14 protein-coding genes are annotated in these 19,883 nt (G+C 59.0%); 11 read left to right on the top strand and 3 right to left on the bottom strand.

Annotated elements, in window-relative coordinates; translation table 11 throughout:
- The first annotated feature begins 22 nt into the window (after nucleotides 1–22).
- Both ACJ8QF_RS00865 and ybaK read left to right on the top strand, forming a co-directional pair.
- The gene (locus ACJ8QF_RS00865) at nucleotides 23–829 is read left to right on the top strand and encodes a TraB/GumN family protein (RefSeq protein ID WP_015376874.1); all 807 of its coding nucleotides are present in this window, start codon (nucleotides 23–25) and stop codon (nucleotides 827–829) included.
- Between the two features lie 228 nt (nucleotides 830–1,057).
- A complete protein-coding gene (ybaK, locus tag ACJ8QF_RS00860; protein ID WP_004940240.1) occupies nucleotides 1,058–1,537 on the top strand; it encodes a Cys-tRNA(Pro)/Cys-tRNA(Cys) deacylase YbaK in 480 nt (159 codons plus the stop codon).
- A gap of 10 nt (nucleotides 1,538–1,547) precedes the next feature.
- On the opposite strand, the gene dacB is transcribed toward ybaK, so the two are convergent.
- Nucleotides 1,548–3,014: a D-alanyl-D-alanine carboxypeptidase/D-alanyl-D-alanine endopeptidase gene (dacB, locus tag ACJ8QF_RS00855; RefSeq protein WP_442537188.1), complete on the bottom strand. Its 1,467-nt coding sequence runs from the start codon at nucleotides 3,012–3,014 to the stop codon at nucleotides 1,548–1,550.
- Nucleotides 3,015–3,368: 354 nt separating this feature from the next.
- Here dacB and ACJ8QF_RS00850 point away from each other — a divergent pair, with 354 nt between their 5' ends.
- The 6 genes from ACJ8QF_RS00850 (at nucleotide 3,369) to ACJ8QF_RS00825 (ending at nucleotide 12,743) form a co-directional block, all read left to right on the top strand.
- The gene (locus ACJ8QF_RS00850) at nucleotides 3,369–3,653 is read left to right on the top strand and encodes a 2Fe-2S iron-sulfur cluster-binding protein (RefSeq protein ID WP_071845084.1); all 285 of its coding nucleotides are present in this window, start codon (nucleotides 3,369–3,371) and stop codon (nucleotides 3,651–3,653) included.
- Between the two features lie 13 nt (nucleotides 3,654–3,666).
- Nucleotides 3,667–4,602, top strand: coding sequence for a diiron oxygenase (locus tag ACJ8QF_RS00845; protein WP_033651120.1), 936 nt, complete (start codon nucleotides 3,667–3,669; stop codon nucleotides 4,600–4,602).
- Between the two features lie 68 nt (nucleotides 4,603–4,670).
- Complete coding sequence (locus ACJ8QF_RS00840; protein WP_442537187.1) at nucleotides 4,671–10,379, top strand: amino acid adenylation domain-containing protein; 5,709 nt, start codon at nucleotides 4,671–4,673, stop codon at nucleotides 10,377–10,379.
- Nucleotides 10,366–11,178, top strand: coding sequence for a cyclase family protein (locus ACJ8QF_RS00835; protein ID WP_442537186.1), 813 nt, complete (start codon nucleotides 10,366–10,368; stop codon nucleotides 11,176–11,178). The genes ACJ8QF_RS00840 and ACJ8QF_RS00835 overlap by 14 nt, the downstream gene beginning before the upstream one ends.
- The gene (locus ACJ8QF_RS00830; RefSeq protein WP_042783814.1) at nucleotides 11,175–11,912 is read left to right on the top strand and encodes a tryptophan 2,3-dioxygenase family protein; all 738 of its coding nucleotides are present in this window, start codon (nucleotides 11,175–11,177) and stop codon (nucleotides 11,910–11,912) included. Before ACJ8QF_RS00835 ends, ACJ8QF_RS00830 begins: the two co-directional genes overlap by 4 nt.
- 63 nt (nucleotides 11,913–11,975) lie before the next feature.
- Nucleotides 11,976–12,743 carry a thioesterase II family protein gene (locus ACJ8QF_RS00825; protein ID WP_084587947.1) on the top strand — a complete coding sequence of 256 codons (768 nt, stop codon included), beginning with the start codon at nucleotides 11,976–11,978 and terminating at the stop codon, nucleotides 12,741–12,743.
- A gap of 3 nt (nucleotides 12,744–12,746) precedes the next feature.
- On the opposite strand, the gene ACJ8QF_RS00820 is transcribed toward ACJ8QF_RS00825, so the two are convergent.
- Nucleotides 12,747–13,910 (bottom strand): multidrug effflux MFS transporter, encoded by a 1,164-nt coding sequence (locus ACJ8QF_RS00820; RefSeq protein WP_033642123.1) that lies wholly within the window; start codon nucleotides 13,908–13,910, stop codon nucleotides 12,747–12,749.
- 99 nt (nucleotides 13,911–14,009) lie between these two features.
- On the opposite strand from ACJ8QF_RS00820, the gene ACJ8QF_RS00815 reads away from it, so the two are divergent.
- Nucleotides 14,010–14,777 (top strand): AraC family transcriptional regulator, encoded by a 768-nt coding sequence (locus ACJ8QF_RS00815; RefSeq protein ID WP_442537185.1) that lies wholly within the window; start codon nucleotides 14,010–14,012, stop codon nucleotides 14,775–14,777.
- 107 nt (nucleotides 14,778–14,884) lie between these two features.
- Here ACJ8QF_RS00815 and ushA read toward each other — a convergent pair whose 3' ends face one another.
- Entirely contained in the window at nucleotides 14,885–16,537 is a 1,653-nt protein-coding gene (gene ushA / locus ACJ8QF_RS00810; RefSeq protein WP_015376872.1) for a bifunctional UDP-sugar hydrolase/5'-nucleotidase UshA, read from the bottom strand.
- Nucleotides 16,538–16,715: 178 nt separating this feature from the next.
- On the opposite strand from ushA, the gene ACJ8QF_RS00805 reads away from it, so the two are divergent.
- Together ACJ8QF_RS00805 and ybaL are read left to right on the top strand one after the other, a co-directional pair.
- Complete coding sequence (locus ACJ8QF_RS00805; RefSeq protein ID WP_004940244.1) at nucleotides 16,716–17,936, top strand: MFS transporter; 1,221 nt, start codon at nucleotides 16,716–16,718, stop codon at nucleotides 17,934–17,936.
- 245 nt (nucleotides 17,937–18,181) lie between these two features.
- A complete protein-coding gene (gene ybaL, locus ACJ8QF_RS00800) occupies nucleotides 18,182–19,873 on the top strand; it encodes a YbaL family putative K(+) efflux transporter (RefSeq protein ID WP_004940247.1) in 1,692 nt (563 codons plus the stop codon).
- The last annotated feature ends 10 nt before the right edge of the window (nucleotides 19,874–19,883 follow it).

Here is a 19,883-nt window from a genome sequence, read left to right as displayed (position 1 = left end):
CGTTATTCAGGAGCCACGCCGTATGGGTCAACTGTTACGCCGCCTCGCCGCCTTTCTCGGCCTGATCTCGCCCAAGCGTTACGCTTATCCGGCGTTGGACATCACCCTGCCTGGCGATCGTCGGCTGCATCTGGTGGGCAGCATCCATATGGGCACCGTCGATATGTCGCCGTTGCCGCCCCGGCTGGCCGCCCGGCTGCAGCAGGCCGACGCGCTGATCGTCGAAGCCGATATCACCGACTCCGCCTCCCCTTTCGACCACGCCGAGCTGCAGCCGGAGCTGGAACAGCGCCTGTCCGCCGAAGAATATCAACGGTTGCTGGCGCTGTGCCATGAGCTGGGCGCCGACCCGCACGCCTTCGCTACCTTGCCCGGCTGGCAGGTGGCGCTGATGATGCAGGCGCGCCAGGCTCAGCGTTTGGGGCTGCGCGCGGAATATGGCGTGGACTATCAGCTGCTGCAGGCCGCCCGGGCGCAGGACAAACCGGTGATCGAACTGGAAGGCGCGCAGCAGCAGCTGGCGATGCTGGAACAATTGCCGGAAGGCGGCATTGCGCTGCTGCGCGATACGCTGGAACACTGGCATACCAACGCGCGGCTGCTGCAAACCATGGTGAGCTGGTGGCTGGACGCCAAACCGCGCGGTACGCTGGACACGCTGCCCGCCACCTTCAGCGCCGGGCTGTATGACGTGCTGATGCATCAGCGCAATCGCGACTGGCGGCATCAGCTGGAGGCGCTGCCTGCCGGTGACTATGTGGTGGCGGTTGGCGCATTGCACCTGTACGGCGAGGATAACCTGCCGGCGATGCTGCAGCCGCAGGGGTAAAAAAGAGGCCAATATCGCTATTGGCCAGTCAAAGAGGAATTTCTTGTATTCTAGTTATACGCATAGCAACCGTGTTAACGGTTACAGTAAACAGGGTAGCAACCCGGTGAATATCTTGGCAACCCGCTTTATGTAACAGCCGCTCAGGTTGCCGGGCAGGTTGGATTTTTGTATTTTTAAGGCTGGTTATCACCCTTTCCCCGCTGGGGACATTTTGGACAACACATCATGACGCCCGCAGTCGTTCTGCTTGAGAAACAAAAGGTCGCCTTCACCCTCCATCCTTATCACCACGACAGCGACGAAACCAACTTCGGCGACGAGGCGGTGAGAAAGCTGGGGCTGGATGCCGATCGGGTTTACAAAACCTTGCTGGTGGCGCTGAACGGCGACGCCAAACACCTGGCGGTGGCGGTCACGCCGGTCGCGACCCAGTTGGATCTGAAGAAGGTCGCCCGCGCGCTCGGCGCCAAAAAGGCCGAGATGGCCGATCCGCAGTTGGCGCAGCGCGTCACCGGTTATCTGGTGGGCGGCATCAGCCCGCTGGGGCAGAAAAAACGGCTGCCGACGGTGATCGACAGCCCGGCGCAAGCGTTCGCCACCATCTACGTTTCCGGCGGCAAACGCGGGCTGGACATCGAACTGGCCGCCGCCGATCTGTGCCGCCTGCTGGCCGGCAGCTTCGCCGACATCGCCAAACGCGACTGACGCCGCGCGCTCAGCGGCACGCCACCGTGGCGTCACAGGCCGCCAGCGTCTCCACCAGGCGGTCCTCCAGCGCCTTCACCTGCGCGCCGGGCACTAGATAGTTATTGCTGATGATGGCGAATGCCAGCGGCCGCCCGGTCGCCGAATCGACATAGCCGCTGAGCGACGATACGCCGGTCATGGAACCGCTCTTGGCGTGGGCGCGCCCCGCCGCCGCGCTGTTCACCATGCGGCTTTGCAGCGTGCCGCCCACCAGCAACCCCGGCTCGCCCGCGACGGGCAAGGCGTGATACCAGTCGGCGAACCACGGCTGTTTTCTGGCCGCCAGCAGCAGCGTCGTCAGCTGTTGCGGCGTGATCTGGTTCATGCGCGACAGCCCGGAACCGTCCACCTGGCGATACGCGTCGGCCGCGACGCCCTGGCTTTGCACAAATCCGTTTATCGCCTGAAGGCCGGCGGCCCAATCCCCTTTACCCTGCGTCTTGCGGCCCATCGCCTTGGTCAATATCTCGCCGTAGCCGTTATTGGAGACTTTCAGGAAGGTGACGACCAGGCGGGAGAGCGGCGGCGAGGTTTTTTGCGCCAGCAGCTGTGCGCCGGCCGGCGTCACGCCTTCTTCAGCGTTGCCGCGCAGAGTGATGCCGTGCGCACGCAGAGCATGTTGCAATAAAGCACCGACGACGAGGGACGGTTGATCGACGGTAATCAATCGCGAGCTGGCCTCCGCCTGCGCGGCGATGGTGCCGCTGACCACGATCCGGTTGCTGCCCGGCCGGCGCTCGTACGTCAGCGCGGTGTCACTACCGGTGGTGGTGCGGTTGACCAGCGTCACCGCGTCATTGGCGGGATAGAAGCTCACCCGTCCCGGCGCGCCGGCACGGGCGCCCGGCCGCACCGCCACCTGCACCACGTTGATATCGCCGCCGGGAGTAAAGGCGTAGTTCAGCGCCGAGATCGGCGCAGCGAAGGCGAAAGGTTCATCGTCCCAGCTCCAACCGGCGCCGAATGGCGTCTGATCGAAGGCGCCGGCATCCAGCAACAACCGCCCCTGTATATGACGGATGCCGCGCTTCGCCAGCGCTGCGGTGAAGGTGTCGAGATCGTCCGGATGCAGCGTCGGATCGCCGCTGCCCTGCAGATAAAGATCCCCTCGCAAGGTGTCGCCGCGCTGCTCGCCGGCGGTCAACAACCGGGTTTCAAAGCGGTAATCGGCCCCCAGCACGCCGAACGCCGCCAGAGAGGTGAACATCTTCATGTTGGAAGCCGGCGCCAAACGCTGATCCGCGTGCGCCTGATACAGCACCTTGCCACTCTCGGCATCGCGCACCATCACGCCGCTCGACGCCCCAACCAGCGCCTTGTCCTGGCCGATGGCCGCCAGCGCCTGGCTGAGGGTTTGTTCGTGACGTTGGCCGGATGACGAACACCCTGCCAGCGCCACGATGGCGGGCAGCAGCCAGCCTGCGGTTTTCAACATGTCATCTTCCTGTTTGCGTTATCAAAACCAAATTGTCGCTCAGGCTATCATTGGAAGGCGGCGACGTCCTGTTTTCCATTCACTAAATAACGATTTTTGCCTATTGATATTATAAAACAAGTAATAATAAGAATTGCTAAACAATCCAGGCAATACAGTTTGAATATGAACTATATTATGTGAAATAACCTTTAATATAATGTTAATGTTTTTAATGTGTCGTGTTGACAATAAACAAAGCCAAAGCTATCGTTACTCCCCATTAAAACTCACAACCTATTATTAATAACAATTTACTTATATGAATTTTAAAATGTGATCTCACTCACTGACTTCCATAGGGAATAACACGCCATGTCTGCAAATACAGGGCCCGATGGTCATCAAGTTATTTTTGATGGCGCGGGCATCGGTGACTTTTGTCCTGAAACGTCGCTGCTTGAAAACTTTGAAAGATTAAATATCGACATTCCCAACCTATGCCGAAAGGGGAGGTGCGGCTGTTGCAAATTACTTCTAATCAGCGGAAATATACGCCATGAAAAACAGAGTGCCTTATGCGAAGAGGAGTTAGAAGAGAATATTATTCTGGCCTGCTGCGCCTATTCACAATCGGATATTGAAATAGAACTCTATTAATAAGGATTAGCCGATGAGCCTCATTGAAACCACATTGAAAAAATGGGATCGCGCCGCGATTGTCCGCTCCCGCCCGCGTCGCCTTCTCAACGAACAGGACAGCCAATCAACCCTTTTCTTCCCCCTCGAACGTCTGCCGCTGTGCCTCCATCCGCGCGTTGCCGCGCTCGGTGAACAAGCCTTGCGCTATATTCAGGTACAAACCCTCTACCATTACCTGAATGGCATCGCCAACATCGAGTTGGATATCATCAATGATTCCAGTTACAAGCTCTACAAAAACGCGGTCGGCGTAGACTTTCCGCTTGAAATGCGCTTAGACGCGCTGACCGTGGTCGTGGATGAGTCCTATCACGCCCTGGTGGCGCTGGATCTGATCAATCAGGTAGAGCAGATGACATCCATTGCGCCGCTGCCGATGCCAAAAGATACCGAGGCCTCCTATGCCCTGGCGCAATCGTTGGCAATGGGCGACGAACGGCTGCGCGAGCTGCTGCGACTGGTTTGCGTGTCCCTGTCGGAGCAGGCGCTGACGACCGATCTGATCGATGTGATCAACAACGAAGATATCTTCCCGACCTTCTATCTGGTGATGAAAGATCACGTTGCGGATGAAGGCCGCCATGCCCGCTTCTCACAGCAGGTGCTGAGCCATATCTGGCGCCACAGCGACGCGGCGACCAAGCAAGCGTTGCAACAACCGATTTTGGCTTTCCTGGAAGGCTACGCAACCGACGCTATCGCCAAAGATTTCAGCGCCTGCATGTTGCGCCAACTCGGACTGACAGAAGCGGAAATTATCGACATCATCGCAGACACTTATCCAGCAACGCATGTTAAACCGTGGGAAACCAATAATATCGTCACGGAGCAAATGTTGGTGGCGCTGAATAAATCGGGCATTCTGGCTGATTTGCCTATCGCCGATGCGCTGCATGCAAAAATCTAATTAACCGGTATAAAAATCCACCACCTTTGATATTCCGCAAGGGAAACCATTATTCTCAGGAAGCAAAAATGGAATTACTTCATATTGGCTATTTCGGTGACAGCGCCTGCGGTAAATTATTAACCAACGAAATCCAGGAATTCGGCCATCAGGTTAGCTTTATCAGTCTCGAACACCGCCCAACCGAAAAGCTCGACCTTATTATCACCACTGAAAATAACGCTGAAACAATACGACGACTGCAACAGCAGGGAAAAAACCTGCTGACGCTCGCAACCAATAAAAAAAATATTAACGACATTGACACCCTGCAAAACCAAGAACACTTTTCTCTGTACTTTAGCTCCGCCGGCCAGGCCGCTTATCTGTGCGATGCGCTGTCGGATATGGCCGCTGACGCCCAACTTCCCCTGCTGCAGGAAAGGCTTGTCGACATTGTGGTCGAGCTGTCGCGTGGCGGTATACCGCCGGTACAAGAACTTCCCTACCGCTTGGCGCGTAAATACTATGCCGAATCACCGACGCGCATGCGCGAATTGACCGCATTGCTGATGGAACGTCTTGGCGATCAGATGCAGGGACGTTGCGGCAGCGATCTCTGCCATCTCACCTGGCAACCCGGCGCCGACTTCCATACGGTGCCGGTAGCGGACATCACGTCCCCCGCACAGCTGCAACATTTCTTCTTTAATGAAACCGGCGCGCTCAAACAGGGACGCTATGCCCAGCCACGAGTGATGGTCGACGTAGCGGCTTGCGGTGACGGCACTCAGCTTACCCTGTATGGCGACGACATGCGTTTCAACGCGTTCACCGACTATCTTGACGCGCTATTGGCAGATCCGGCCGATCCCATCGCCGCGCCCATTGTTACTCAACCTCACACGTTACATCGCCTGAGCCAATTCAACGCAACCGACGATGCCGAGCTCCTGGCGCACGACGTCATCGCTTTGTTCCGCCACGCCGCCGCCGCTCATCCGCAACAGGCCGCGCTGCATGCCGATGGCCAGACATACAGCTATGGAGAAATCGATCGCGCCTCGGATCAGTTTGCCTGTTGGCTGCTTGAACACAGCGGCGCCGCCAGTTCGGTCGTCGCCGTCTCGATGGACAAGTCAGCGACGCTGCTGATCGTGCTGTTGGGGATACTGAAAAGCAATAAAACCTATGTACTGCTCGACCCGCAGGCGCCAGCGGCACGCAATCAAAGCATTCTTGACGACGTACAGCCCGCGCTGATTTTGGCCGACTCGCCGTTGCACTCCGGCGACGCGCCATGCATTGCGCCATCAAGCATTGATTACCGTTCGCTGAACATCCATGCGGAGCAACTCCCTCAATCGCGAGACGCTCTGGCCTACGTCTGCTATACCTCCGGGACGACAGGCAAGCCCAAAGGCGTCATGATCGGGCGGGAAGGCCTGAGCAACGTGGCGCAAAACCACCGCGATTTCATAGGACTGGCGCAAGGCAGCCGCGTGCTGGCCATCGCCTCGCTGGGTTTCGACGCCTTCGGCTGGGACGTCTATGGCGCGTTAGTCAGCGGCGCGACGCTTTATCTTGCGCCCTCGGAACTGCATACCGATGTCGGCGCGCTGCACGACTATCTGACTCAACACGATATCGGCCATATCACTATTACGCCGGCAATTCTGGAATTGTTGCCCCGCGAAATGTGGCCGGGACTGCGGACGATGATCGTCATGGGAGACGCCCCGCCTGCGGACGTCGTCGCCTGGTGGGCCGAGCGCACCCGATTGTGCAACGGTTACGGGCCGACCGAGGCTTCCATTGCCACTTCGCTGTGCGAGTATCGTCCCGGCGTTCCCTGGAACTGCATTGGCAAACCGCTGAAAAACTACCGTTGCCACATCCTTGATCTCCACCATAATCCACTGCCGGTCGGTTTTGAGGGCGAACTGTGCATCGCCGGCAGCGGCCTGGCGCACGGTTACCTGCATCAAGAGGCGCTGAGCGCAGAGAAGTTCATTATCTGTCGGCTGCCGTATATGGCGGCCGAAGAGCGTCTTTATCGAACCGGCGACATCGCCAAATGGGACGAACAGGGCAACATTATTTTCGTCGGCCGCCGTGATCACCAGGTGAAGATACGCGGAGTGCGCATCGAGATGGGAGAAGTGGAAAGTGCCGTCCGCAGTCATCCACTGGTTGAAAGCGCCTGCGTGGTCGCTCGCAGCCAGCCCTCGGGCAAAATTCTCGCCGCCTTCGTGCAACCCGCTTCGCCTGAGCTGACGATCGACGCGCTGCGCCACGCGTTAGTCACACTGCTCCACCCCGCCGCGATCCCCAGCGTCTTTATTTTCTTGCCGGCGCTGCCGCTGACCATCAATGGCAAGATCGCCCGCCAACAGTTGGAAAACTGGCCACTGGATGAGCAGAATGAGCGCCTGACGCCGCCGGAAACCGAAACGGAGGCCATTCTCGAGCGCATCGTGGCCAACGCGATCGGCTGTCCGCAAGCCGACGTCACCCAGGAGTTCATCAACCTGGGCGCGCACTCACTGACCATGAGCAAAATCGTCGCGCTCGTCGCACGCGATCTTTGCTGCCACCTGAGCATCGCCGATCTGTTCCGCCACAATACGGTGCGCAAACTGGCCGAATATATCGAGAATAAGGCCGTTGCCGCGGAGCGCGCCATCGCGATCTGCGACGAACGCCGCGCGCCGCTCAGCCCACAGCAGAACCTGCTTTGGTACCTGAGCGCATTGAATCCTGACGACTGCAGTTACAACCTGCCGCTGGCGATAGACATCCAGGGCCCGCTTGATCTGGGGCGCTTTGAGCAGGCGATCAATTTTATTTATGAAAAACATGAAAGCCTGCGCACTCGTTTCACCGAAACCGACGGTGTCGCCTATCAGTTGGCAGAACCACATACCCCGATTCGCCTTGCCGATCACTGGGTGGACGGCCAAACGCTGTCGGCAGAAAAGTGGGTGCGCCAACTGTGTGCCACGCCTTTCGACATCACCGCTCGCCCGCCGCTGGTGCTTCGGCTGGTCCAGTATCATCAGCAGCACCATGTTTTGATTTGGGTAAAACACAACATTATTACCGATGCCTGGAGCGAACAACTGATCCTTAACGATCTGTGGCAGCGCTATAACGAGCTCGACGATCACCACGGCTTAGACGCACCGCAACCGCAGATTCAAACTATCGACATCGTCAATAGCGGCATCGCGTCACCTGCGCCGGCGGATGTTGCTTATTGGCAACAGCAACTGCAAGACTGCCGCGAACTGGACTTCCCGCTGGATAAACCGCGCCCGCTAATGCCGACGCACGCCGGAGAGCGCATCCATTATCAGCTGCAGCCTGACGTAGCCGGTCTGCTGGCGTCACGGGGCAAAGCGCTGGGCGCCACGCCTTTCGCCTTGCTCTGCGCGGCATTAAGTTTGCTGCTCAGCCGTTATACCCAGCAGCAGGATATCGTCATCGGCACCGCCATCGCAGCGCGGGATAACCTGGATCAGGCGCAGGTCAGCGGCTTCCACGTCAATACCGTACCGCTGCGTATCCAACTGAGCGAACAGGACACCCTGGCCGGACTGATCGGTAACATGATGGAAACCTGCATCGGCGCCTACCAGCATCAGCAGCTCTCCTTCGACCGGATCTTGCACCAGATCGAATACGAACGGATGTCGAATAAAAATCCGTTATTCCAGATCATGGCTATCCTGCAGAACGCCGGTGACGTATGCCAACAAAACCTGCGCGATTGCACGCTGCATCGCTTGCCGCTTTCGTCCGGCTTCTCGATGTTCGATATGACCTGGAACTTCAGTGTGGAACAGGACGCCGTCACCATCGAGCTCGATTACGCCAGCGAACTGTTTTATCCCGCCAGCATGCAAATGCTGTTGGACAACTATCAGCAAACGCTGCGGCAACTGCTCACCCTGCCGGCCAATACGGCGCAGCTTGCCCTCAACCCGCTATGCGAACGGGAACAACAGTGGCTGCAACAGTTGGCCGTCAACGCCGACGCAGGTTCACGTGACTCGCTGCTGATGCACATTGGCCGGTTGGCACATACTCAGCCTGACAGCCTCGCCGTCAGCTGCGAACGGCAACAGTACAGCTACCGTCAGCTGTGGGCGCAGTCTGAGCGCGTCGCGCATGCATTGCTGCGCATCGACAGCCGGCCTTTCTCGGTCGGCGTCATGATGGAGAAAAGTTGCCACGTCGCCGTGCTCCTGCTCGGCGTGCTGAGAGCCGGCAAACACTACGTGCCGATTGACGTACACTACCCGGCCGACCGCGTGAGCTACATGATCGAGAACGCGCAAGCCCGGTTGCTGGTGACCGATGGTGAGCCAGAGCAAGGTTGGGCCAGTCCCGCCGTCGGTTTCGACTCGCTGGTTTCTCATCCTGCAGCGGCCGACGCGTTGCCGATCCCAGCCGACGATACGCTGGCCTACATCATGTACACCTCAGGCTCAACCGGTAACCCCAAAGGGGTGATGATCACGCATGGCAACCTGAACAATTTCACCAACGACTTCGTCGGGCGGCTGGCGCTGAGCGCGCGCGATAAGGTGCTCAGCCTGACCAGCATCAGTTTCGATATTTTTGGGTTGGAACTGTTCTGCTCGCTGGCCGGCGGCGCGCACGTCACGCTGTGTCCACGAGAAACCGCCATGGATCCGGTCAAGCTGTATCACTTTATCGAGCGACAGCAGCCCAGCGTGATTCAAGCAACACCTACCGTCTGGAGTACCATCGTCCACCACCTGCCGGCAGCGAGCCAACGCCCCCTGACCGTGCTATGCGGCGGCGAGAAAATGCCGGCGGCCCTGTTGACGCAATTGCGACGCATCGCGACACGGGTGCTACAGGTGTATGGCCCGACGGAAACCACCATCTGGTCGACCTGCGCCGATCTGACTCACGAAGGCACAAGCGACTGTATCGGCACGCCGATCCAGGCGACTGAGGTTCTGGTCATGGATCAGGCCGGCAACCCGCTGCCAAGCGGCGCATTTGGTGAGCTGTGGCTGGGCGGCGCAGGGGTATCGCCGGGGTATTGGCGCAACCCGACGCTGAGCGATAAGGTCTTTCTACGGCGTCAGGCGTTCGGCGCCGAGCGCTATATGTACCGCACCGGCGACATTGTGCGTTTTAATCGACAGGGGCAGCTGGAGTATCTCGGCCGGAACGATCACCAGGTCAAAATTCGCGGCCACCGTATTGAGTTGAGCGAAATCGATCTCAGTCTATCGTCCCTCGACAATATCGAGCGGTCACTCAGTTTAATTGTCGGTGAAGGCCAGCAGGCCCGCATCGTCAGCTACCTGCAGTTAACGCCGGGCGAAGAGCTGAATGAAAAAGCGGTACGCACGGCGCTGAAAGCCCGTTTGCCGAATATCATGATCCCGTCCGGTTTTGTGGTGCTGTCGGCCTTCCCGCTCACCAACAACAACAAAATCGACATCCGTCGGCTACCGGCGCCGGAAACCCGCTACTCGGCTTCCGAAGCGGACTACACGCCTGCGGCCAACGAGGCGGAAAGCGCCATGCAGCATATCTGGCAACAAGTATTGTCACAGACGCAGATCAGCGTCTGCGACAGCTTCTTCAGCCTGGGTGGAAATTCACTGCAGATCCCGCAGCTGCTGCACGCCATTCGTCAACAGATGGGCGTCTCGCTGACTATCCGCGAATTCATCATGCACAGCCAGATCCGCGAACTTACCGCGCTGGCCTTGAGCAAAACTGCCGAGGTCGCCGATGAAACGCATTGAGGTGTACCACCAAGGGCGTTGTCATCACCTTGACCACCGAGAGCCGCTGCGGCTCTCGGCCAGGCTGGACTTCGCCGATAACCCAACCAACCTTTATGGTGTGGCCCCCGCCGACTCGGCGCCGCTGAGTTACGGCGATACCGTCGCCAGCGTGCGTCATGGCGGGGTCTGCAACGCCGAGCGCATCAGCCTGGTGCCGCACTGCCATGGTACACACACCGAATGCATCGGCCATATTCTTCCTGAAACGCGCAACGTGGCTGACTTGCCGCTTGAACCGTTCATCGCCGCCACCCTGATTCGCATCAGGCCGCAGCGAGCGGACGCGACCGTGGAGAGCTATAACGCCAGCGCTGCCTGTGAAGATTGGCTGATTACCCGGGCGGCGCTCGATGACGCGTTGGCGCCGTTGTCGGGCGACTACCTGCAGGCTTTGGTGATTGCGGTCGAGGCGCCGAGCGAATTCCGCGCCGCGTCCTGCGCGCCCTACTTCAGCCATCAAGCCTTGGCGCGCATCGTCGAACTCGGCGTCCAGCATCTGTTGGTGGACATTCCGTCGATCGACCGTCTATACGACGGCGGACGCATGGACAACCATCGACGTTTTTGGGGGCTTGAGACCCCCGACAGGCCGCAAGAAGGGCGCAAATACGCCTCCGTGACCGAGCTGATTCAGGTTCCCGCGCAGGCCACGGCGGGACACTATTTTCTGACCATTCAACTGCCGGATCTGAGCGGGGATGCCCTTCCCAGCCGACCCATCTTATTTTCGTTTTCTACAGGGAAAGTGACATCATGAATTACGCCAGCTATCTGCAGCTAAACCAGCTGCTGTCGCTGCAACAGCCAGCCTCGCCGTCTGCGGAACACCGCAATGAAAACTTGTTTATCATCACTCATCAAACCTACGAGCTCTGGTTCAAGCAGTTGATCGATGAGCTTCATCTGGCGATCGCGCAGATCGAAGAAGGAGATATACCGGCGGCGATCGAAACGATGACGCGCGTCAATGCCATTACCCAAACCGTGGTGAATCAGATCGCCGTGATTTGCACGCTGAAGTTTCACGAATTCCAGCGTTTTCGCAGCTATCTCGGCACCGCCAGCGGTTTTCAATCCTACCAGTTCGCCGGCATAGAAGCGCTGCTCGGCAAGGAAAATCCGAAAAAACTACAGCAGTATCAGGGTGATGAAGAGGCACAGCGTCGATTGGCAGCTATCATCCAACCGGTTTCACTATGGCAGGCAATACGCGGCCATCTGATGCGTCTCAATGACCAGCCCAATCAGGCGGCGCAAGGCTTCGACGACATCATCAGGCAATCGCTGACGCGTTCGAGCTGCGAGTCGCTGCTGCTCAATCAACTGCTGGATTTGGATTCACTGCTGCAGGAGTGGCGTTACCGCCATGTGAAACTGGTGGAACGTACTATCGGGCAGCGGAAAGGTACTGGCGGTTCATCGGGTTCAGACTATCTGAAATCTACGCTGTTCACGCCGATCTTCGATGAATTGTGGAACGCCATCAACTGAATGCGTTCCTTAACGCCAAGGAAGCTCAGGCTTCCTTGGCCCCCTGAAAATACGGATTTCGCCATGCATTGCACCCACTTCCCCAACGCCCCACGCAGCTTGAAACCGCTGACGCCAGGGCGCCAGGGCAGCCTGCGGCTGATCGCTTTTCCTCATGCCGGCGCCGGCGCCACAGCCTTTCAGGGGTGGAGCCCCTCGTTGCATCAGGACATCGAACTCTATGCCGTGCAATACCCCGGTCGAGAGGAGCGGGCAAACGAAGCGCCGCTCTGTCACCCCCAATCACTCATCAATCAACTGATGCCGGCACTGCAGCCACTGCAGGACAAACCGCTGATCTTTTTCGGCCACAGTCTTGGCGGACGGGTTGCGCTGGCGTTAGCGACGGCGCTGCCTCAGCCGCCGCTGCAGTTGATCATTTCCGCCAGTTCATCGCCCTTCCTGGCGCGCCACAGTTCGTTGCTGAGAATGCCGCGTGCCGCTTTGTTGAACGCGCTATGTGCCGGCGAGGGTCTGGATGCGTCGCTCATCGGCGACAGCGCGCTGCTCGATTACTATCTGCCGCTGATCCGTGCCGATCTGATGCTGTCCAGCCAATTGCTTTTCCCTGAGCAACCGGGTTACCCCGCCCCGCTGGCGATGTTTTATGGTGAAAACGACGAGCTGATCGATCGGCAGGATTTGCTCGACTGGCGCCGGATCGCGCAAGGCGATTTTCAGCAGCGCACTTTTGCCGGCGGGCATATGTATATCACCACGCAGCGCGACGCCGTGATAGCCGGCATTCACCAGTTGCTGGCAGGCCACCTGAGTGAACCGGCCAGCATATAGCCGTCAGGCGTTTTCACTCTCAAGCATCGCCAAACGACGCTCGTTGTGCACCACCCGCCACGCCAACAGCAGCACGCAGAGGCTGCAGAGCGACAGCACGGCGCCCAGGTGCTGCGACAGCCCCGCCAGCACCAAGCCACCGCCGAGCATCAGGTAATACATCAGGCCAAGGATGGCGCCGGCGGTGCCCATGCAGTCTTTATAATGGCGCAGCGCGCGCGCCAGAATATTGGGAATGGCAATACCGTACGCCATCACCACCAGCATCATCGGCAGAACGAACCACAAGCTCCCTTCCAGCAGCAGTACCAGCAGGCCGCCAGTCAGCGATAATCCGCAGGCCAGCATCAACAGCGCGGGGAACAGCCAGTGCTTGCCGATCAAAAACTTGTTGATCGCCGCGCCGATACCCACCCCGGCCGCCAACACCAAACCGGTATAACCGAACCACTGTGCCGGCAGCGCCAACGCCGAGAAGTGGAATGGCGCCAGCTGGTAATAGCTGAACATGCAAATATTGAACAACGCCACCAACAGCGCGCTGAGCCAAATATCCCCGTCCTTGACCATCCGTCCCAGCGTGCCGAAAAATGAATTCTTCACCACCTGCTGCGGACGCGTCTCCGGCAGTTGCCAACCGGCATAGCCCAGCAACAGCGCCGCCAACAGCGCCAAACCGCCGAACACCCCCTGATAGCCCCAATAGTGAGTCAGCACTGCGCCGCTCAACACGCCAACCGCCGGGCTGATCGCCATGGCGATCCCCATCACCGAGAACACCCGCGCCAATTCATAACCGTCGAAGCGATCGCGAATCGCCGTTTGCGTCCCGACCGAACCGACCGCCGCGCCAAAGGCGGCCAGCACCCGCGCGGCCAGCAGTACGCTGAAGCTGCCGCTGAACAGCGCAACGAGAGAAGCCAGCAGATAGAGCGTCAGCCCGGCCAAAATGGTGGGACGGCGTCCGATGACGTCGCACATCCGCCCCCATACCACCACGCCCAGCGCAAAGGCGAAAAAGTAACAAGAGAGCGTTTGCGCCGCCATTTCCGCACTGACCCGGAAACCGTGCGCAATATGCGTCAATGCCGGGCTGTAGATGGTCTCCACCACTTGGGGAAACATCATCATCGAGGTCGCCAACGTCAGCGTCAGTTTACGTTGCATAACAGATCCTGTAGCCAAGAATAGGCTGCACAAGGTAGCATCTGGTCCCAGCGCCGATTACAATATAAAAGACAATAAATTTACAAAATCGGACAGACTATGGCGTGGCTTCAGGCGCAGGACAGTTTTAATCCGGATACGCTCGACAACGGGGTGCTCGGGATCGCCGCCGAACTGGCGCAGCACGACTCGGGCACGCATTGGCATGACAGGGGGCAGTTGCTGTTCTGTCAGCAAGGCAGCATGCGCATCACGCTCAACCAAAGCATCTGCATGCTGCCGCCGGGCAGAGTCGCCTGGATCCCGCCGCAGGTGGCTCACCGCGTTCAGGTCAACGGCGTCGTCGGTTACCGTTCGCTTTATCTCGACGCCGATCGCTATGCCTGTCTGCCTGCGCGGCTTGCCGTACTGACAGCCTCGCCGCTGCTGCGCGAGGTGTTGGAACGCATCGCGTTCGCCGCCTTCGACACCGACTGGCAGTATGGGCCTTACGCCAATATTCTGGCGGTCTGCCTGGACGAGATCGCCGCCGCGCCGCGCGAACTGACGCTGCTGCCGCTGCCCAGCGACCGCCGCCTGCGCCATCTGGCCAATCTGGACATGCTTCCGCCGCTGCACGAGCTATCGCGCTATAGCGGCGCTTCCGAGAAAACCATCAGCCGGATTTTCCGCCGTGAAACCGGGCTCGGTTATCAACAATGGCGTCAGCAATGGCGCCTGATCAAAGCGATAGAGATGCTGGCCGCAGGGATGAGCCAATCCGACGTCGCCGGTCGGCTGGCGTTTTCCAGCGACAGCGCCTTCGCCACTTTTTTCAAGAATATGGCGGGCTGCCCGCCGAGGGCGTATATGGAGAGAAGAAAGTAGGACGCCGTTTAAAACGGCAACGCTGACAAAAGGCGTTGATGCAGAGGAGAAAAGCGAGGGGGGAACGGCGCCCCCGCGACAAGCGAGAGCGCCGTTCCGCGACGCCTCTAGCGATAGACGATTTCGCCCTTCGGTTCGTAAGCAGCCGCATCCAGCGGCGAGTGTTTCTCGATGTATTGCTTCAGCACTTCGGCGTCGATAAAGCCGGTGTTGACGTAGCTCGGCAGCCCGTCCAGCTTCGGATAGCCGTCGCCGCCCAGCGCGTTGAAGTTCAGCGTCGCCATGCGGTAAATTTTATCCGCCTGCAGCGGCTGGCCATTGATCTTCACCTCGCTGACGCCCTTGCCGTCCGCCACCAGGCTGACGTTGGCGAACTGGGCGTAGGCGCCGGAATCCGGCTTCATGTTGGCCACCACCGCCAGGTACTCCTCAACCTCGCTGCCTTTCATATCGACATGCACCAGGGTGTTGCCGAACGGCTGCACCTTGAGCACATTCTTGTAGGTGATATCGCCGCTTTCAATCGAATCGCGCACCCCGCCGCCGCTCATCACGGCGAAGTCGGCGTCGGCGCGCTCCCTCTGCGCGGCCAGCATCACCCGCGCCAGGTTGGTCTGCACGAAGCGCACCTTGCTGCGGTCGCCTTCAAGCTTGCCGTTGACGCTGCCGATCTTCACTTCCAGCTGCGCCTTGCCCTTATCCTGGAACGGCGTCAGCAGCTTCATCATGGCCGGATCTTCCGCAATCTGCCGGGTGTAGTACACCCGCTCGCTGGTGCCGTCCGCTTTCTCCACTTTCTTCTTCAGGTTCACCGGGATCAGCTGATAATGCACCAGCTTCAGCTCGCCGTTGCGGAATTCGAAATCGGCGCGCCCCACGTATTTGCCCCACTCGTGCGCCTGCACGATCCAGGTGCCGTTCTGGCGATCCGGCGAGCACGGCGTGCCCGGCACATAATCCACCTGTTTGCGGTTGTCGCCGGCCATGCACACCGGATCCTGCGAGTGGCCGCCGACGATCATGTCGAGATATCCGGCCGGCAGGCTGCGCGCCATCTCTACGTCGCCCGGCGCGTTGGAGCCGTGTTCGCCGTTGTCATAGTGCCCCATGTGGGTAGCGGCGATGATCACGTCCGGCTTCTCGTCCTTACGCAGTTGCTCCACCACCTGCTTCGCCTCCTGCGCCGGCACGCGGAACTCCATGTCGGTGAAATACTCCGGGTTGCCTATCTTGGCGGTATCGTCGGTCGTCAGGCCGATCACCGCGATCTTGATGCCCTGCTTGTCGAACAGGGCGTAAGGCTTGAACAGGCGCTGGCCGGTGCTTTTCTGATAAATGTTGGCGGACAGCAGCGGGAAGGTCGCCCACTTCTCCTGCTGGCGCAGCACGCTCAGCGGGTTGTCGAATTCGTGGTTACCGATCGCCATCGCGTCGTAACCCACCAGGTTCATGCCGCGGAAGTCCGGCTCGGCGTCCTGCAGATCCGATTCCGGCACGCCGGTATTGATATCGCCGCCGGACAACAACAGCAGGCTGCCCCCCTGCGCCGCCACTTCCTGACGAATGCCGTCCACCAGCGTTTTCTGCGCGCCCAGGCCATATTCGCCGTGATCGTTCTGCCAGAAGTGACCGTGATGATCGTTGGTGTGCAGAATGGTGATGGCGTAGGTCTTATCCTTTTCCCAGGCACTGGCGGCCCCCGACAGCAACGTCAGGGAAACGGCCAACGCGCATGCGGTGGTTTTCAGCGAAAAACGCATGGCGGATCTCCGTGTATTAAATGGCTTTTATGATGAGGCCGAAATTGTAGCGCGAATTAATGACAGCTGATTTCAATTTTTTGCGATGTGAGTCTGATTATTTCAGATATGGTAAAAATTGAACGTCCTGCCTAAGATGTCATCTCTGTGCTCAACAACTTATCAGGCTAATAATAATATGACCGACAGTAGCCAAAGCGCGATACCGCCCGCCAAAGGCAGTGCGGTGAAAGGCACCGCCTTCTCCATCCTTGGCGCCATCAGCGTGTCTCACCTGCTCAACGATATGATCCAGTCGCTGATCCTGGCGATTTACCCGATCCTGCAAGCCGATTTCCATCTCAGCTTCGTGCAGATCGGCATGATTACCCTGACCTATCAGCTAACGGCCTCGCTGCTGCAACCGCTGATCGGCTATTACACCGATAAACACCCGCAGCCGTACTCGCTGCCGATCGGCATGGGCTTTACCCTGTCCGGCCTGCTGCTGCTGTCGGTGGCGAGCACCTTCCCGCTGGTGCTGCTGGCGGCGGCGCTGGTGGGCACCGGCTCATCGGTCTTCCACCCGGAATCCTCGCGCGTGGCGCGCATGGCCTCCGGCGGGCGGCACGGCCTGGCGCAGTCGCTGTTCCAGGTCGGCGGCAACTTCGGCAGCTCGCTCGGCCCGCTGCTGGCGGCGCTGATCATCGCGCCTTACGGCAAGGGCAACGTCGCCTGGTTCTCGCTGGCGGCGCTGCTGGCGATCGTGGTGTTGCTGCAGGTCAGCAAGTGGTATCAACATCAGCATCGGGCAACTAAAGGGCAGCCGAAAAGCCCGTCGCTGCTGAAACCGCTGCCAAAACGTACCGTGGCCTACTCACTGGGCATCCTGCTGGTGCTGATTTTCTCCAAATACTTCTATCTGGCCAGCATCAGCAGCTATTACACCTTTTATCTGATACATAAGTTCGGTGTTTCGGTGCAGAATGCCCAAATTCACCTGTTCGCCTTCCTGTTTGCGGTAGCAGCAGGTACCATTATCGGCGGGCCTCTTGGCGACAAGATAGGGCGTAAATACGTGATTTGGGGCTCTATTCTCGGCGCTGCGCCATTTACCCTTGTTTTACCCTATGCATCCCTCTATTGGACCGGCATTTTAACGGTGATCATCGGGGTTATTCTCGCCTCAGCGTTCTCCGCTATTCTGGTCTACGCTCAGGAGCTGATCCCCGGTAAAGTGGGCATGGTTTCCGGCTTATTCTTCGGTTTTGCTTTCGGTATGGGCGGGTTAGGTGCGGCAGTTCTTGGTTATGTCGCCGATTTGACCAGTATCGAACTGGTCTACCAAATCTGTGCTTTCCTGCCACTGATCGGCATTATTACCGCACTACTGCCCAATATGGAGCATAAAGCGCAATAACCCCGCTGTCTGCCCGGATGAAATTATTTATTCATCCGGGTTATCCTACGGATAAATCAATGTTATTTTATTTATCTACCCCAAAACCCCCTCATTGCCACACCTTAAGTGAAATCCTCTGCTTTTTTACAAAAAAGGCCAAATTAGCCAAGCAAGCCGCGAACAAATGCAATAAACTAAATGTATCTTTTCGTAACTTTGTTGCGTTTCTCCCGTGCCGCGATGCATAGCCAGAAGGAGTATGGATGCATAATTCAACACCGCTCATCACCACCATCGTCGGAGGGTTAGTACTCGCCTTCCTCCTCGGCATGCTGGCGAACCGCCTGCGCATCTCCCCTCTGGTGGGGTATCTGGCCGCAGGGGTGCTCGCCGGCCCGTTCACCCCCGGTTTCGTCGCCGACACCTCACTGGCGCCGGAACTGGCGGAAATCGGCGTTATCCTGTTGATGTTCGGTGTTGGCCTGCACTTCTCTTTGAAAGACCTCCTCGCAGTAAAATCTATCGCCATTCCCGGCGCCGTGGCGCAGATAGCCGTCGCTACCCTGCTCGGCATGGGGCTGTCCAAGCTGCTCGGCTGGGATCTGATCTCCGGTCTGGTGTTCGGCCTCTGCCTCTCCACCGCCAGCACCGTGGTGCTGCTGCGCGCCCTGGAGGAACGGCAACTGATCGACAGCCAGCGCGGGCAAATCGCCATCGGCTGGCTGATCGTCGAAGATTTGGCGATGGTGCTGACGCTGGTATTGCTGCCGGCCTTCGGCAATATGCTGGGCAACGACAACGCCAGCAGCAGCCAGCTGCTGATGGAGCTGGCGCTGACCATCGGTAAAGTCATCGCCTTCATCGCGCTGATGATCGTGGTCGGCCGCCGCCTGGTGCCGTGGATCCTGTCGAAAACCGCCAGCACCGGCTCGCGCGAGCTGTTCACCCTGGCGGTATTGGCGCTGGCGCTCGGCATCGCCTACGGCGCGGTGAAGCTGTTCGACGTCTCCTTTGCGCTGGGCGCCTTCTTTGCCGGCATGGTGCTGAACGAGTCCGAACTGAGCCACCGCGCGGCGCACGACACCCTGCCGCTGCGCGATGCGTTCGCGGTGCTGTTCTTCGTCTCGGTCGGCATGCTGTTCGATCCGATGATCGTGATTAACGAACCGCTGGCGGTGCTGGCGACGCTGGCGATCATCGTGTTCGGCAAATCCGCCGCCGCGTTCCTGCTGGTGAAAATGTTCGGTCACTCCAAGCGCACCGCGCTGACCATTTCCGCCAGCCTGGCGCAGATCGGCGAGTTCGCCTTTATTTTGGCGGGCCTCGGCATCGCGCTCGGCATGATGTCGGAGCACGGCCGCAATCTGGTGCTGGCCGGCGCCATTCTGTCCATCATGCTCAACCCGCTGTTGTTCACCCTGCTGGAACGCTATCTGGCCAAAACCGAAACCATCGAAGAGCAAATCCTCGAAGAGGCGGTGGAAGAAGAGAAACAGATCCCGGTGGATATGTGCAATCACGCGCTGGTGGTCGGTTACGGCCGCGTCGGCAGCCTGCTGGGCGGCAAACTGGCCGAGGCGGGCATTCCGCTGGTGGTGATCGAGAATTCCCGCCCGCGGGTGGAAGCGTTGCGCGAACAGGGTATCAAGACGGTGCTGGGCAACGCCGCCAATCCGGAAGTGATGGATTTGGCTCGGCTCGACTGCGCGCGCTGGCTGCTGCTGACCATCCCCAACGGCTACGAGGCCGGCGAGATCGTCGCCTCGGCGCGCGCCAAGCGGCCGAATATCGAGATCATCGCCCGCGCCCACTACGACGATGAAGTGGCCTACATCACCGATCGCGGCGCCAATCAGGTGGTCATGGGCGAACGCGAGATCGCCAACAGCATGCTGAACATCCTGCAGCTGGACACCCTGAGCGAAGAAGAAAAAATGGGCGGCTGCCCGATCTGAGGCACCGCGC

The sequence above is a fragment of the Serratia sp. CY81684 genome (assembly GCF_052166595.1).
GTDB classification, from domain to species: domain Bacteria; phylum Pseudomonadota; class Gammaproteobacteria; order Enterobacterales; family Enterobacteriaceae; genus Serratia; species Serratia nematodiphila.
The sequence above is the reverse complement of the archived record's forward strand: the minus strand, read 5'-3'. Positions and strand labels throughout refer to the sequence as shown.